Source organism: Flavobacterium sp. UBA5153 (assembly GCA_002413745.1).
Classification (GTDB): Bacteria; Bacteroidota; Bacteroidia; order Flavobacteriales; family Flavobacteriaceae; genus Flavobacterium.
Window position 1 is genome coordinate 14346 of record DHXP01000076.1, and the last position, 16957, is coordinate 31302.

Below are 16957 nucleotides of genomic sequence, written 5' to 3' on the forward strand. Positions count from 1 at the left end.
ATTGAGATGAAAGAATTCTGCATAGAAAACTAAATAAATAAACCATGAAAAGAATTTTAGGAATTATCTTTATTATTTCGATAACTGTTTTTGGTTTGAGTGCCCAAAATAAGAACGCAAATACGAAATCGAGTGCTGAACCCTATTTGCTGCCACCGTTTCCTGAAGTACCGCCCAAACTACCAATAGACAGTGTTACTATGGGAGATTGGAGATCGTTTCCAGAAATGAAGCTGGACATTCCCATAGCTTCCGGTCCGTTCAAGCCGACGTGGGAATCCATAGAGAAGAATTATCCAGGAGTACCTGCATGGCTACGCGAGGCAAAGTTCGGTATCTGGGTTCACTTTGGACCTCAATCCGCCGGCGAGAGCGGTGACTGGTATGCACGGAAAATGTATAAGCCGGGCACGACTGCCTACAAGAATCATCTCAAGAAATATGGTCATTCATCCGAGTTTGGCTATAAGGAAGTCTTGCGCGATTGGAATCCGACAAAGCTTGACCCGGCTGCGCTTACAAAAATTTACCAAGCAGCAGGTGCTCGTTTCTTGATGATTCAAGGGGTGCATCACGATAATTATGATATGTGGAATTCAAAGTATCAACCATGGAATTCTGTCAATATTGGTCCTAAACGCGATTTAATTGGTGAATGGGCGAAAGCTTGTCGTGCAAATGGAATGCATTATGGCGTAACATTCCACCACGAATATACATGGTGGTGGTGGCAAACGGCTTTTGGAAGTGATAAAGAAGGTACTAAAAAAGGTGTACCTTATGATGGAAACCTGACGCTTGCCGATGGCAAAGGTAAATGGTGGGAAGGATATGATCCGCGTTTGCTTTACGGTATTAATCTGCGCGAGTACAAAGGTGTAACTGCGGCTGCTTACTCACCATGGTCGCCCCCGCCTGCAGGCATATTTACGAATCACCTTGAATATGCAAAGTGGTATGCCACAAGGTGGGCGTTAAGGATGATGGATGTAGTGGAACATTACGACCCTGACTTTATCTATACGGACGGCACGGTTCAGGGACCCTTCACAGGAAATGGTACTGGTACCGGACTCAAAGCCAATGCCATGCAAACGGTCATTGCCGATTACTATAACCGCACACTTAAAAAACGTGGTGAGGTGAACACTTTCAGCATTGTAAAATTCCGAAAAAAGACCAACGGCACAGTAAATACCGAGGAATTTGGTATTCCGGCAAACATCAAAACCGATCAACCCTGGATTGCGGAGGCACCGGTTGGTGACTGGTTTTATGCGCCGGGCTTTACCTACGATTCAGGAATGATGATTCGGTATATCATCGAAGCAATTGCCCGTGACGGCAATGCAGCACTGTGTATTTCTATTCTACCCGACGGTTCGTTGGATGAAGGAAGCCTTAAAATGTTGAAAGAAGTTGGTGTCTGGATGCGTCGTAATGGAGAAGCTGTTTACGGAAGCCGTGCATGGACTATTCCCGGCGAAGGAGAACAAGTCAACGGCAAGTTAAAAATGCTTCCGGGTGGTGCATTGAATCGTAAGCATGCGGAGTTTAAGTTTGATGCTCAGGACATTCGTTTCACCATTGGTAAAAGCGGTGCACTTTATGCATTTTGTATGAACGTACCTGCTCCGGGAGCACAGTTGAAAATCAAATCTCTTGGTACAGATGCGAAGTACTTTAGCAAGCCTGTTAAAGATGTGAAGCTACTCGGATATAACGGCAAACTGCAATGGAAACTGGAAGCCGATGGCCTTGCTATCACTTGTCCTGCGAAAATGCCATTTGCAACCGCTATTGTGTTCGAGGTTGAATGAGGGCTTTAATAATAATTAGGGAATTGTTCATTATTTACTTTAGTTAATAGATATAATATCTCAAATTGCCCTTAATTATAAATTGAATTATAATACTATGATAAAGCACTTTAAATTTTTGACCATAGCAATTGTACTAATAACAGGTTATGCTGTAAACATCTTAGCTCAAGGAAATAGTAAGACATTACAACTTCCAATAAAAGACTCCAATTTTAGGAATAAGTCCGGGCAGCATACGTTAGAGGCGGAAGCTGCAAAACTCATCGGTACTACGACAAAAGCATCAGATAGTAAGGTCTCTGGAGGATATGTGGTTTGTTTGACCAAGTCGGGCGAAGGTATGAAATTTTCCGATATACCAACATCCAGTAAACTAGCGATTCACTATGCTTCGGTATCAGTTGGTACTATCAGTATTGCAGTCAATAATCAACCGGCGCATAAGGTCAATATTCATTCGTCGGGAGCTCTTATGGGGTCGTTTCTTTATTCAATCATCGATATTGCGATTCCAAATCATGGTACGCTGACCATCAGTTTGGCTGATAATGATGTTGCGGTGAATATAGATAAAATCATTGTTGGAAAAGGCGATTTGGATTTACCGCCCGATATTTGGAATCTGCCGCCTTTGCCCATTGCTGCTGGTTCTTATCCTGCGGACTGGAAGGGATTGAGCCGGATTTATACTGTGCCCGATTGGTGGCGTGAGGCTAAGTTTGGCGTATGGTCGCATTGGGATCCGCAATCCATGCCCGAGCAGGGCGACTGGTATGCGCGTGGCATGTATATGCAGGGCAACAAACAATATGATTATAATCTCAAAAACTTTGGTCATCCGTCGGAATATGGCTACAAAGATATTTGCCATAACTGGGTGATTGACAAATGGAATCCAGAGGAATTGATGAGTTTATATGTCGAAATGGGTGCCCGTTACTTTATGGCAATGGGGGTTCATCATGATAACTTCGATTGTTGGAATTCAACTTACCAACCTTGGAATTCAGTTAATGTTGGTCCCAAGCAAGATATTGTTGGGACTTGGGAAAAAATTGCCCGACAACGTGGTTTACGTTTTGGTATTGGTTTTCATAACACTCCGGGACGAACTTGGGGGCAGTTTATGACGGTGCGTTACACAAGTGATAAGTCAGGACCGAAGCAAGGTGTGCCTTACGATGCACTTCAAACAATTCTGGATGGAAAAGGGAAATGGTGGGAGGGTATGGATCCGGTTGACCTTTATGGGCCAGTTCATGATAATAAAGATCCACTGCATTCACCCTATGCCAACCAGTTTATGTGGCGGGTGGATGATGCCATCACCAAGTATCATCCCGACATGATTTACTTCGATGAACATGCAGGTGATTCGCAAATGGATTTGGGTGTAAATATGGGACTGGGCTTTCTTGCTCCGCAACTAATTGCAAACTATTACAATAAATCCTTGCAATGGAATCATGGAAAGATGGATGTTGTGATTAACCTCAAAGCCGTTGGTGGTCGATATAATAGTTTTCAAAACAGTCCTCAGCTGCTTCCACTCGTTGATCGCTCTCTCGTAAAGAGTACTGAGGCTATCATTGAATCGGAGATTACGCCCTATTCTTTCCAAACCGAAACCAGTATTGCTGAATGGCACTACCTGACCGGTCAGAAATACAAGGATGCGAAAGAAGTAGTTGAACTATTGATGCAGAATGTGTCGCGCAACGGCACGATGTTGCTCAATATCACTCAGCACGGACGAGGCGACCTTGATCAGGAAGTTATTAGGATCTGTAAAGACATTGGCGCTTGGCTGAAAATCAACGGGGAAGCAGTGTATGGTTCACGCCCTTTTGAAGTTTTTGGTGATAATTCCGTGCTATATACACGTAATCAAGGCAATGTGTACGCCACGCTTCTTGATTGGGACGGCAACCCTGTCACTCTTTCTGCTCTTCATACCGGAGGTGCAACCTTGGGCAAAGTATCTAAAGTTGAAATATTAGGCTCCAACCGTCCTTTGAAATTTGTTCAAGATGATAAAGGTTTGACAATTAAGCCGGAAGAGCCCCTGCAAATGTTGTCCGGAATTACCGATCAGTCCTTGGCTTCGAAATGCCGTGTTCTGCGTATTACCCACGACAAAGGCTGGTTTAATGACGATGACCCCGGTGTAAAAGCTCCCGGATGGCTTCGTAAATCCAATCTGGGCACCGGCGATTTCAATAACGACCTTACTACCAGCGATACGTCCGGCGATAGTTGGACTTGTTCGTTCACAGGTAACAATATCTCAGTCATTGCCCCAAAAGAAGTAGGAGCAGGAAAAATTGAAGTCCTTATTGATGGCAAAACTCATGCAACAGCAGATTTGTCAACTATTGGACCACGTAAGGCACAGCAAGTTGTCTGCGAAATTTCAGGCCTAACTTCGGGTGAACATACGGTTAGTATTATCAATATTGGTTCCGGCCCGGTAGCTGTGGATGCCTTGATGGTACGATAATAACAGAATAAAGATAAAATTAATGATAAAATTGAATACTATGTTGAAATATTTTAAACTTTTACCAATAATGTCTGTGCTTTTATTAGCCAGTACTACAAACCTCAAAGCACAGCAAATTACACAAGGCAAACAACTCTTCGATAGTAATTGGAAGTTCTTTTTGGGCGATCCTCCGGCTGTCAGCACTGTCAATTTTGACGATAAGAATTGGCGAAACCTCGATTTACCGCATGACTGGAGTATCGAAGGGACATTAGATGCGAAGAATCCGATGGGAAACGATGGAGGATATTTTCCTGCAGGTGTCGGCTGCTATCGAAAAACGTTTGCGCTTCCGGCATCGGTTAAGGGCAAGCTTGTATCTATATATTTCGAAGGAGTTTATATGAATGCAGAAGTGTCTATTAACGGAAAATTGCTGGGCATCCATCCTTACGGCTATACTTCTTTTAGTTATGATCTTACTCCGTACCTGAAATTAAACGGTAAAAATGTTCTTTCTGTTCGGGTGGACAATTCGAAGCAAAAGAATTGCCGCTGGTACAGTGGTTCCGGTATTTACCGACATGTTTGGATGGTTGTTACCGACCCAATACATATTGCTCAATGGGGTTTAACGGTTACGACTCCCAACGTATCCACTAAAAAAGCTACTGTTATAGTGAAAACGTTGGTGAAAAATGAGACAGGATTAGCTCAAAATGTTAGTCTTAATACTACACTTTGGGATGCAAATGCGAGAAAAGCAGGTGACAATCAATTGGTAGTGCAACTTCCTGCCAATAGCGAGAAAGAGCTTGAACAAAGCATTCAGGTTGATAACCCTTTGCTGTGGACTCCCGAAACCCCTAATTTATATCAGGCACAAGTTCGTATTGAGCAGAATAAAAAAACAGTTGAGAATATCAAAACAAACTTTGGTGTTCGCTCCATAAAATTTACCACCGAAAATGGATTTCAATTGAATGGAAAAACGGTGAAGATTAATGGAGGTTGTGTACATCACGATAATGGTTGTTTAGGAGCAGCCGCTTTTGATCGTGCCGAAGAACGAAGGGTTCAAATTCTTAAATCAGCAGGGTTTAATGCTATTCGTACTTCACATAACCCTCCGTCAGAAGCTTTTTTGGATGCTTGCGACAGATTGGGAATGCTGGTTATTGATGAAGCATTTGATGGATGGAAAGAAAAGAAGAATGATTACGATTATTCAATACTTTTTGATGCGTGGTGGCAACGCGACTTAGAAGCCATGGTAAGACGTGACCGGAACCATCCTTCTATTATTATGTGGAGTATCGGTAATGAAGTCATTGAGCGAAAGAAACCGGAAGCGGTTGCGATAGCCAAAATGCTTGTGGATTGTGTCCACAAGAATGACCCAACACGTCCTGTAACATCAGCTATGACGGCATGGGACAATGATTGGGACATATTCGATCCGCTAATGGCTACACATGATGTTTGCGGGTATAATTATCAGCTACATCGCGCTCCGTCGGATCATGAGAGAGTACCTTCGAGGGTTATTGTTCAAACCGAATCGTATCCGAGAGATGCTTTTTCGAATTGGAAAATGGTGCAAAGTCACAATTATATTCTGGGTGATTTTGTTTGGACGGCGCTTGATTATTTAGGCGAATCGAGCATTGGACGTTGGTATTATCCAGGCGATAAACCGGGCGAAAGTTGGGAAGGGGTGTTTTTTCCCTGGCACGGTGCCTATTGTGGCGACATTGATCTGACAGGATGGCGCAAACCGATTTCGCATTACAGAAGCATGCTTTATAATGATAATGAAAAGCTTTATATGGCCGTTCGGGAACCAAATCCCGATTCGGGAAAAATAAAAACAACCGGTTGGGCTGTTTGGCCAACATGGGAAAGTTGGACCTGGCCGGGTTTCGAAGGAAAAGAAATTCAAGTTGAGGTGTATTCCAAATATCCAAAAGTTCGGCTTTACCTGAATAATAAATTTGTTGGTGAGCAGGCTACTACAGAAGAACAGCAGTTTAAAGCAACGTTTACCCTGCCTTATAAAACAGGTGAGTTGAAATCTGTGGGCGTAATTGATAATAAAGAAGTGGAAACAACCATTTTGCAAACATCTGGAAATGCAGCTAAAATAAGATTAATACCTGACCGTTCAAAAATATCGGCTGATGGGCAGGACTTATCTTTTGTTACGGTTGAGGTAACTGACACTGATGGAAAGCTACAGCCAAATGCAGAAAACCTTTTAAGATTCAAAATTGATGGTCCCGGCGTAATCGCAGGTGTTGATAATGCCAATATTAAAGATGTTGATCCATACGTTGGTACTTCGCGTAAAGCATGGCATGGTCGTGCACTTGTAGTAATCAGAAGTACAAAAAATGCTGGTAATATAAAACTTACAGTAAGTTCAAAAGGCTTAAATAATACAGTAGAAAATATCATAACTGTAAATAATTTCAAATGATTGAATGAAACAAATAATTAAATATTAATAATATGAAGAAATCACTTTTATTTCTTTGTGCAATTTATTGCATAAGTTTAAGTCTCAAAGCGCAGAATAAGCTTTATTCTAATGAGTTTCCATTAAGCGATGTCATGTTACTCGATGGCCCATTTAAACATGCCCGTGATCTCAATATTCAGGTTCTTTTGAAGTATGATGTTGACAAAATGTTAGCACCTTACCGAAAAGAAGCAGGATTGCCCGAAAAAGCCAAAAGCTACCCAAACTGGGATGGTCTGGATGGCCATATTGCAGGGCATTATTTAACAGCAATGGCATTGAATTATGCTTCTACAGGCAACCTTGAATGCAAAAAACGCATGGAATACATACTTTATGAACTCAAAGTTTGTCAGGATGCTAATGCAATAAATAATGCAGAATGGGGTGTTAATTATGCGGGAGGTTTTCCGAATAGCAAAAAATTGTGGTCGGCTTTTAAGAAAGGTGATTTCAGTGTTTATAATGCTGCATGGGCCCCTTTTTACAACATACATAAAATGTATGCCGGTCTTAGAGATGCTTGGGTATATTGTGGGTATGAAAATGCAAAAGTTATGTTTTTGAAATTTTGCGATTGGGGAATCTCAATTACATCTGCCCTTACTGATGAACAAATGCAATCAATGCTTAATATGGAACATGGAGGTATGGACGAGATGTTTGCCGATGCTTACCAGATGACAGGTGATCAAAAATACCTGACAACTGCAAAACGTTACTCGCATAAAATGCTTCTTGATCCAATGTCGCAAGGAATAGATAACCTCGATAATAAACATGCAAACACGCAAATTCCAAAAGTGGTCGGTTTTGAAAGGATAGCAGAGCTCAGTCATGATCAGAAATACGGTAAGGCAGGTAGTTTTTTTTGGGAAACTGTTATAACGAACCGTTCTTTAGCTTTTGGCGGAAACAGTAGAAGAGAGCATTTCCCAAGTCCCGAATCGTGTACTGATTTTGTCAATGATGTGGATGGACCTGAAACTTGTAATTCTTACAACATGTTGAAATTAACTGAAGATTTATTTAGAGTACATCCTGAGGCAAAATATGCCGATTACTATGAAAAAACAATATACAACCATATCCTTTCAAGTCAACATCCTGAACATGGAGGATATGTGTATTTTACTTCGGCTCGCCCACGTCATTACAGGGTTTATTCCGCTCCCAATGAAGCTATGTGGTGCTGCGTTGGTACCGGCATGGAAAATCATGGCAAATACAATCAATTTATCTATACACATTCAAATGATTCGTTATTTTTAAATCTTTTTATTGCCTCTGAACTCAATTGGAAAGAAAAGAAGATTAAATTCAAACAGGAAACCACGCTTCCTTACGAGGAACAAACCAAACTTACCGTAACCGAAGGTGGTGCCATATTTAAATTAATGGTTCGTTACCCTGCTTGGGTGAGTGATGGTGCTTTAAAGATTACTGTAAATGACAAAAATGTTACTTACTCTGCTCATCCATCTTCTTTTGTGTGTATCGACAGAACGTGGAAAAAAGGCGATGTAGTGGAAATCAAACTTCCAATGCATAACTCCATCGAATATCTACCTAACGTGCCTCAATATATTGCATTTATGCATGGGCCAATTTTGCTAGGTGCCAAAACAGGAACGGAAGATTTGAGAGGTTTGATTGCCAATGACAGCCGCTTTGGACAACATCCGGGTGGGCAAAAACTTCCAATAGACAAAGCTCCTATTTTAGTTGAAGATGACATTAAAAAAATTGCAGACAAGTTAGTGCCAATTAAAGATAAACCGCTGAATTTCACTCTTAATGTCAAAATGATTAATCCAATTGATCAGATAAAGTTAGAACCATTTTATAAAATCCACGATTCAAGGTATATGATGTACTGGATGGCTCTTACTAATTCGGAATATCGTTCTTACACGGATTCAATTTCAAGTATTGAAAAAGAAAAGATGGAACTTCAGAAACGAACACTCGATTTTGTTGCGCCCGGCGAACAACAACCTGAGGTTGACCATTATATGGAAATACAATTCTCTTCAACAGGAAACAATATGAATGAATTTTGGCGTGAAGCCCGAAACGAAGGTTATTTTAGCTACAAACTTACCACAGGTAAAGAAACGGGTTTAAGCTTGTTGGTCAGATATTGGGGTGCTGAGAGCGGAAATAGATCTTTCGATATTTATATTGACGATCAAAAATTGATAACTGAAAATATCTCCGACAAATGGAAACAAAACAAATTTAAAAATGTCGAATATCCTATTCCAGATACAATGCTGAACGGAAAAGAATTTGTCCGCGTGAAATTTAAAGCATTATCTGGAAATATGGCAGGTAAAGTATATAATATCAGACTACTGAGAACTAAAAAATAAACTAATCAAATTACTCACGTTACGCATAATCAGCCTGAAATTTCATAGATTTAACAATTGAATAGTTGACAACTTTTATCTCATAGAATAATGGAAAACTTTGCAGATTTATACAGTGATTATTTGATAAGTTCAAGTTCATATACCACCTCAATGGGTATGGCTAGTTTGTTGTCAATTAAGCACGACAAAATCACACGGGAGTTGTCTAAAGGAAATTACGACAGTAACTTTTTATGCAAACAGGCCAAAGTTTATGTTCAAGAAATGACTCAATCAAAAGACATTATAACCTTGAGTTTTGATGATTCTATAGGAGAAAAACGATATACTGATGAGAGTGAACTCAACTGTTGGCATTTTGATCATGTGTTCGGCAGGTCGGTAAAAGGTGTTAATTTTTTGACAGCTTTGGTAGAAGTTGGCGGTATGCGACTGCCTTGTGGTGTTGAGTTTGTGAAAAAAGATTTATGGGATACAGACCTTAAAACGGGCAAGAAAAAACGAAAAAGCGGTACCACTAAAAATGAATTATTTAGAAAAATGTTGCGGGAATGCTATGGGAAATTTAGATTTGATTACGTTTTAGCCGACAGTTGGTACAGTTCGGTCGAAAATATGAATTGTTGTAAAAAAGAATTGTAGTCAGACTTTATAATGGCTCTAAAAAGCAATCGGAAAGTCGCTTTGTCATCACAGGATAAACAAAATAAAGCATACATAAGTGTTGAAACACTACAGCCAGGACAGCAGACCGTGGAGATTTGGCTCTAAGAATTAGATTTTCCACTGTTGCTCACAAAGCAAGTTTTCAAAACCGAGAATGATACAGTCGGCGAGTTGTACTTGGCTTGTAGTGATTTAAACTTATAGGTATAGGCGCTTTAGTCGCACTCGTTAGTGATTGATTTCATTGAAATTCCTTTATAATTAACCATCTTTCTTATTAACACATCGAATATTGTATCCATATTTGACCTTCTGTTGTATCTAAAATGATATTCATTCAAATAATCCTGCATATGTTCTTTGCTGCAATGATGATGTATTCCTCTTAACCAACCTTTGATATTCATTATGTGAATATGCAACTCTTTAAAGTTTTTTTCATCATCTGAATCTACTTGTTTAAGGGGTAAAAAATCTTTTTTCAATGGACTATGACCTCTCCATTTATCTGTAATTATTAGGGCTTCTTTTGAAATATATTTCTTTAAAAAAGCTCCTAATTCTGTTGCCGATGAATGTTCTATAACCTCAGCGTAAGCTCGTCCAACTCCATCGTCTAAAATTTCTACAGCGAGAACGGCAAGTTTTTTCAACCCTTTACTTCTTCCTTTTTATTCTCTTCTGGATCATCAACCATAAACTCATCGACATGAATTGTCCCTTTTAATGGGTGGTTCAAGCTGCTTTTCATTGCTTGTTGCACCTTTGGTTTGAATGCCTAGCAAGTCTTTTGACGAAGTTCAAATACGGAACTTAACTCTAAAGATGACAAGCCTTTCTTCTTTGTACTAATTTTAAAAGCAATATGAAACGCAATTAAAAGCGAAAATTTAATCTTCTCAAACACATTGTTCCAGTTGTAGGACTTTTATCGTATCTACATTTTGTACACCTTCTGTTTTGAGGGTTTTTCCCATTCCCGAATTTGTCATTACCACAGCGTTTGCAATTATAACCGTTTGCCTATTTTATTTCTGAAAGATAAATTAAACAATCGTTTTCATCTTTAAATCTATTATGAAATTTTATCGAATACACTCCTCTAAAAGTATTTTTATCTGCCATAATAAGGCAAAGATAATTAATTTCGACCTAAACGCCTTTACCTAAACTTATTGTATGAACAAATAACTACAATCTACAAAAAACGGTGGGGGAGTAGAGTAGAAGAATATCATAAATCTATAAAAAGCAACACGGGTTTTGCAAAATCACCAACAAAAATAATCAAAACTCAAATGAACCATTATGTATTATCCATTGTAGCTTACATAAAATTAGAATGGCTAAAGCAACGAACGAACAAAAACCATTTTGCAATGAAAGGTCAAATCTATTTAGTAGCTCAACAAGCTGTATATGCAGAACTTAAAAAGTTATCAATACCTAGAACTGCATAATGCCTTTTTTGAACTTTTATTTGCGTAACGTGAGTAAGTAATTATCAGAACACCTAAAAAGATATTTTTAGACATAATTTTAAAATCGTTTTTTTATAATAAAAAGTCGTTTTTGAATAATAAATACAAATGGAATACCATTTACATTTGTTTTTATATTTAACAAAAATAATAAATAATATATTTTATATGATAAATATTTACATAATATTTAATAATATGATTAATTGTTATTATAATAAAAAACAATTAATTTTTTATAATTCCGAGTTTAGTGAAAAATAAAATTATAAAATCGGAAATAGATAGACTAAATTTTAAACCAAATACAGATACTTAACAATTCTGTTTTTAAATGTCCTTTTATTAATCAATTATTAACCAAAAAAACGTTCAATTATGACAAACCAACGATTATTTTATTATTGCAATTTTTTATTGCCTAAAAAAGAGTGGCTATTAGCAATAGCACTTATGTTATTTTCTTCTTATAATCTATCAGCTCAAGACAAGATTATTAAAGGAATTGTTACGTCAGCAAAAGACGCTTTGCCCTTACCCGGCGTGAATGTTTTAGTTAAAGGGAGTACAAGTGGAATTACTACCGGTATTGAGGGAGAATATTTAATTAAAGCCTCGTCAAGCGACATTCTTGTTTTTTCCTACATTGGATTTGAAAATCAAGAAATTAAAATTGGAAATCAAGGTCTTGTTAACATTGTGTTAAAAGAAAAATTTAATTCTCTTGATGAAGTAATTGTTGTTGGGTATGGCACTAAGAAAAAAACAACCTTAACAGGATCAGTAGCAAATATATCCGGAAAGGAGCTGACAAAAAGCCCTAATGTAAACATAACGGCGTCACTACAAGGTAAATTGCCTGGATTGGTTGCCGTACAACGTTCAGGTGAACCAGGTAGAGACGATGCTAACATTTTAATTCGTGGTAATGGAACTACAGGAGACAATTCACCACTTATTATTATTGATGGTGTTGAACGTAGTTTATTAAGTAGATTAAACCCTGAGGATATTGAAAGTATCTCCGTTTTAAAAGATGCATCAGCTGCCATTTATGGAGCTCGAGCTGCTAATGGTGTTATTTTGGTAACTACTAAAAAAGGTAAAATAGGTAAACCTGACTTTAGTGTTTCTTACAGTAGTGCTTTCAGTACTCCAACACAAGTTCCACAAATGCTTGACGCTGCTACATATGCACAAGTTTATAATGAAGGTAATTATTATAGAGCAGGCAGACCAGTAAATTACACGCCTTTTTACTCAGATGCAGCTATTCAAAAATATAAAAATGGCTCAGATCCAGTTTTATATCCAAACACAAATTGGATGAAAGAGGTATTGAAAGTCAATTCACTTCAAAAAAATCTTAACATGCAAGTAACTGGGGGGTCTGAAGATGTTAGATACCTTCTTTCTTTTGGTGCAGTTACTCAAGATGGAGATTATAAATACATCCCCACTTCTTTTAAACAATTTAATATTAGAGCTAAAATTGATATTAATATTAATAAAAACCTTAGTGTTGGCGCAAACATAAGCTCTATTCTTACCGATAAAGAATATTCAATAGTTCCCAACTTTGATAACTTTACCAATTTATTAATAGCAAATCCAACATTAGTAGCTAGATATCCTAATGGATTAATTGCTCCAGGTAGATTAGGTGAAAGTCCACTTTTGTTAGATCAGAGAGGTTATGATAGAACTAATGAATCACCAATATATTCTACATTTACAGCGACTTATAACGTGCCTTTTGTGAAAGGATTAAAAATCGATGCGTCCTACAATTATGATTTAAGCAATCAGTTTCAAAAAAGATTAAATTTACCATACTATTATTATGAGTACAATGTAAATACTCAAAATTATGATAAAAAACAAGGCACAGGAAGTTCAACTGTAGAGCTTTGGGATACTTATCGCAAATGGACAACCCAATTGGCAAACTACAGAATTACTTATGACAATACATTTGGCAATCATCATGTAGCGGCTATGGTTGGGCAAGAGCAACAGCAAAACACCTTTAGCTATGCAGAGGCTTACAGGAAAAATTTTGTGAGTCCTGCCATTGATCAAATTAATGCAGGAAGCAATGATCCAAAAGATAAAGGTAATAGTGGTAGCGCATCTGCTAGTGCTTATAATAATTATTTTGGACGTGTTAATTATGATTTTAAATCTAAATACTTATTAGAGCTTTTGTTCCGTTATAATGGGTCTCAAAACTTCCCTACCGAAAAACGTTATGGTTTTTTCCCAGGAGTTTCTGCAGGATGGCGTATATCTGAAGAGAAATTTATCCAAAATAACCTGCCTTTTGTAAACAACCTAAAACTAAGAGCTTCTTACGGAGAAGTTGGTAATGATAGAGTAAATGCATATCAATATTTACAATTATTTTCGTTAGGAGGCAATTATGTTTTTGGTAGTAGTGATGCTTCGGGAGTTGTTTCTAATACTTTACCAAATCCAAATATAACTTGGGAAATAAGTAAGAAAACAGATGTTGGATTAGAAGCTTCGATTTGGAATAATTTACTTGGATTTGAATTTACTTATTTTTCACAAAAAAGAACCAATATATTAGCTGCTAGAAACCTATCTATTCCTAGTATTTTAGGCTTCCCTGGTTTACCAAATGAAAATATTGGAAAAGTAAATAGTCATGGTTATGAAATTTCACTAAACCATAAATACAATATTAAAGATTTAAAATATAGTGTTTCTGCAAATATGAGCTTTGCAACAAGCAATGTTTTGTTTTTGGACGAAACTCCTAATCCTGATGCTCCATGGCAAAGTGTAACAGGTAATCCTGTATTCGCCAATTTAATTTATAAAACTGATGGTATTTTTCATACTAAGGCAGAATTGGATGCCTATCCACATCAAAACGGAACTCAGGTTGGAGATATTAAAATTGTTGACTACAATAATGATAAAGTTATCGACTCAAAAGATCAATTCAGATTCGACAAAACAACTATGCCTGAAATAGTATTTGGTACGACCTTTAATTTTGAATGGCATAACTTCGATTTAAACATTTTCTTACAAGGACAAACTAATGCATATAATTATGACGGCCAATTTGCAAGTTTAGGAGGTTCAAATTTCGATAATGCCTATGTTGCAAGAGCTCAAAATCGTTGGACAGAAAGCAATCCAAATGGTACTATGCCTAGAGCTGATGGTTTCACCCCTGGAACTAATGATTTCTTTTTACATGATGCCACATTTATAAGATTAAAAAGTTTTGAATTTGGCTGGTCTTTACCAAAAAAAGTAATGAATTCTATTGGGGTGAAAAGTCTACGTTTATACACGAGCGGTTTCAACGTACTTACTTGGTCTAAAGAAATTAAATGGTCAGATCCTGAAATTTCTGGAAGTTCACTTGTTTACCCACAACGTAGAACAATCAGCATAGGAATTAATGTTAAATTTTAAAAAAAAGTAGAAAATGAAAAAAATAATTTTATTAATAATCCTATTTTGTGCATGTTTTTCATGTAGCGATAATATTCTTGACCTTTCGCCAGTTGATCAAATTAGTGAAGCTGCCGTATGGAATGATGCGAAACTTTTAAATGCTTACCATACCGAATTGTACAATGCTATCCCACAAGGTTTTAGAATACACATGCAGTCTAAAGCAACTGACGAAGCGTTTAACAGTATATCATGGGATATTGGTGCTATCCCTAGGGGTAATTTGAATCCCGATAATGTGGGAAGTGTATCAAACGAGCATTGGACTGGCGGAGGCAATGTTTACTATTGGAACACTGGTTTCAAATACGTTAGAAAAATTAATCTTTTTCTCGAAAAAATGAAAGTTAGTACTCTAACTCTTGATAACAAAGCTCAATTGATTGCCGAAGCTAAATTCTTAAGAGCTTACATCTATTTCCAATTTATCGAAAGATTTGGAGGTGTACCTATTATAGATAAAACTTACAATTTAGGTGATGAGTTTAAATTTACAAGAAATACTTTTGAAGAATGTGTAACATTTATTGAGTCTGATTTAAATACAGCAATACCAGACTTGCCAGCTAAATATGCTTCAACTAATGCAAACTTTGGTAGAGCTACAGCTGATGCTTGTAAAGCATTAAAATCTCGTTTGTTATTGTATGCAGCCTCACCGCTTTTTAATCCTACAAATGATTTATCTAAATGGCAAAAAGCAGCTGATGCCGCTCAAGCTTTGTTAAGTAGTGGTTATGCATTACACCCGGATTACACTACTCTTTTTAATCAACCAAGTGGATCTGCAAATAATGAAATCATTTTCTCTAGACAGTTTTCAACCACAAACTCTCATCAAGCTCCAATGCATAATTTAGGGCGTAGATATGGTGCTTACGGCGGATGGTGGTCTAGTAATGGACCTTCACAAAACTTGGTAGATGATTATGATATGGCCAATGGTGAACCTCCATTTATTTATTCTGGTAGTGGTGCCACCATCACTAAAACTATAAATCCTGCATCTGGTTACAATCCTCAAAATCCTTATAGTAATCGTGATCCTCGCTTAGATGCTTCTGTTATACATGACGCAAGTGTTTATCATGGTGATACTTTTGCAATGTGGGTAGCGTCTGATGGAAATACATGGGGGTATGACAGTTATAAGCAAAGTGGGGATAATCCACGTTCAAATTATGAAATGAGAAAGTTTATGCCAGATGCTAGCATTCCACTTAGTTGGCAACAACCTTATACTAATCCATGGATTATATTCCGTTTAGGTGAAATATACCTTAACTACGCTGAAGCTAAATTTGAATTAGGTGATGAAAATACTGCTAGACTGTATGTCTCTAAAGTGAGAAATAGAGCTGGTATGCCAGATATACCTGCCAGTGTTACAGGCGCAGAATTAAGAAAAAGAATTTATAATGAGCGTAGAATTGAATTGGTATTTGAAGAGCATAGATTTTGGGATGTAAGAAGGTGGAAAATTGCTGAAGATGTTGAAAACAGACCAATTTATGGTATGGATATATTTAAAAATGTTAGTACAGGTAATTTTACATATACTCCTGTTAATTTACTACAAAGAACATTTTTACCAAAAATGTATCTACTCCCTATTGAGACTAGTGAAATTCTTAAGAATAAAGGTAGTTTAACACAAACTCCAAATTGGTAATTTAGTTAATTAGTTTTTTACGTTGAAGTGTGCCATTTGCTTTATTGCAATGGCACATTTTTTTTATTGTCCGTTTTCTATCATAATCCAGTAATACCTGCTATCACTAGCCTGTCGAATAATTTTTTCTCAAAATATCTACTGTTTAGCTTATAAACGAACAGGACATTCGCTTTTAAACTTTGAGTATTAATTCTCTGTAAGTATCGTCTGCAAAGGCTTTTTGGCGTTTTCTGTTTTTTGCTTTTTTTAGTGTTTGTTCGCTGTCTAATAGAGATATTGTGATTTTTGCGATGAGATTGCTGTTTTCAATTACAGTTTGATTTCGTTTTGCTTGATTATCTTCCATAAAAATCACATCTAAATTCCAATGTAAGTTGTTTTCTATAGCCCAATGTGAACGAATATAACTATTTAGGGTCTGCTGAAAAAC

At 37.3% G+C, this 16957-nt stretch carries 9 protein-coding genes and 1 pseudogene; 8 read left to right on the plus strand and 2 right to left on the minus strand.

Features of this window, described 5'->3' with window-relative positions:
• The first annotated feature begins 44 nt into the window (after positions 1 to 44).
• The 5 genes from B2145_RS16160 to B2145_RS16180 all read left to right on the plus strand — a co-directional run bounded on the left by B2145_RS16160 (position 45) and on the right by B2145_RS16180 (position 9849).
• A complete protein-coding gene (locus B2145_RS16160; RefSeq protein WP_291104587.1) occupies positions 45 to 1820 on the plus strand; it encodes an alpha-L-fucosidase in 1776 nt (591 codons plus the stop codon).
• A 97-nt stretch (positions 1821 to 1917) separates the two neighbouring features.
• A complete protein-coding gene (locus tag B2145_RS16165; RefSeq protein ID WP_291104589.1) occupies positions 1918 to 4323 on the plus strand; it encodes an alpha-L-fucosidase in 2406 nt (801 codons plus the stop codon).
• A gap of 40 nt (positions 4324 to 4363) precedes the next feature.
• Positions 4364 to 6787, plus strand: coding sequence for a glycoside hydrolase family 2 TIM barrel-domain containing protein (locus tag B2145_RS16170; protein WP_291104590.1), 2424 nt, complete (start codon positions 4364 to 4366; stop codon positions 6785 to 6787).
• Between the two features lie 32 nt (positions 6788 to 6819).
• On the plus strand, positions 6820 to 9204 hold the full coding sequence (locus B2145_RS16175; protein WP_291104593.1) for a glycoside hydrolase family 127 protein: 2385 nt from the start codon (positions 6820 to 6822) through the stop codon (positions 9202 to 9204).
• Between the two features lie 90 nt (positions 9205 to 9294).
• On the plus strand, positions 9295 to 9849 hold the full coding sequence (locus B2145_RS16180) for a transposase (protein WP_349677747.1): 555 nt from the start codon (positions 9295 to 9297) through the stop codon (positions 9847 to 9849).
• Positions 9850 to 10088: 239 nt separating this feature from the next.
• On the opposite strand, the pseudogene B2145_RS16185 reads toward B2145_RS16180, so the two are convergent.
• A pseudogene (locus tag B2145_RS16185) lies at positions 10089 to 10998 on the minus strand (IS1595 family transposase).
• A 50-nt stretch (positions 10999 to 11048) separates the two neighbouring features.
• Between B2145_RS16185 and B2145_RS16190 the strand changes: the two are divergent.
• The 3 genes from B2145_RS16190 (at position 11049) to B2145_RS16200 (ending at position 16524) form a co-directional block, all read left to right on the plus strand.
• Complete coding sequence (locus tag B2145_RS16190; protein WP_291104595.1) at positions 11049 to 11333, plus strand: hypothetical protein; 285 nt, start codon at positions 11049 to 11051, stop codon at positions 11331 to 11333.
• A gap of 399 nt (positions 11334 to 11732) precedes the next feature.
• Entirely contained in the window at positions 11733 to 14810 is a 3078-nt protein-coding gene (locus B2145_RS16195) for a SusC/RagA family TonB-linked outer membrane protein (RefSeq protein WP_291104598.1), read from the plus strand.
• A gap of 13 nt (positions 14811 to 14823) precedes the next feature.
• Positions 14824 to 16524: a RagB/SusD family nutrient uptake outer membrane protein gene (locus B2145_RS16200; RefSeq protein ID WP_291104600.1), complete on the plus strand. Its 1701-nt coding sequence runs from the start codon at positions 14824 to 14826 to the stop codon at positions 16522 to 16524.
• A 175-nt stretch (positions 16525 to 16699) separates the two neighbouring features.
• Here the strand turns inward: B2145_RS16200 and B2145_RS16205 are convergent.
• A partial coding sequence (locus B2145_RS16205) for a transposase (protein WP_414654633.1) occupies positions 16700 to 16957 on the minus strand: 258 nt, incomplete at its 5' end.

Bases quoted from the DNA above. Each gene is read 5' to 3' on its own strand.
- B2145_RS16160 (WP_291104587.1), top strand. From the start codon at position 45: ATGAAAAGAATTTTAGGAATTATCTTTATTATTTCGATAACTGTTTTT.
- B2145_RS16165 (WP_291104589.1), top strand. From the start codon at position 1,918: ATGATAAAGCACTTTAAATTTTTGACCATAGCAATTGTACTAATAACA.
- B2145_RS16170 (WP_291104590.1), top strand. From the start codon at position 4,364: ATGTTGAAATATTTTAAACTTTTACCAATAATGTCTGTGCTTTTATTA.
- B2145_RS16175 (WP_291104593.1), top strand. From the start codon at position 6,820: ATGAAGAAATCACTTTTATTTCTTTGTGCAATTTATTGCATAAGTTTA.
- B2145_RS16180 (WP_349677747.1), top strand. From the start codon at position 9,295: ATGGAAAACTTTGCAGATTTATACAGTGATTATTTGATAAGTTCAAGT.
- B2145_RS16195 (WP_291104598.1), top strand. From the start codon at position 11,733: ATGACAAACCAACGATTATTTTATTATTGCAATTTTTTATTGCCTAAA.
- B2145_RS16200 (WP_291104600.1), top strand. From the start codon at position 14,824: ATGAAAAAAATAATTTTATTAATAATCCTATTTTGTGCATGTTTTTCA.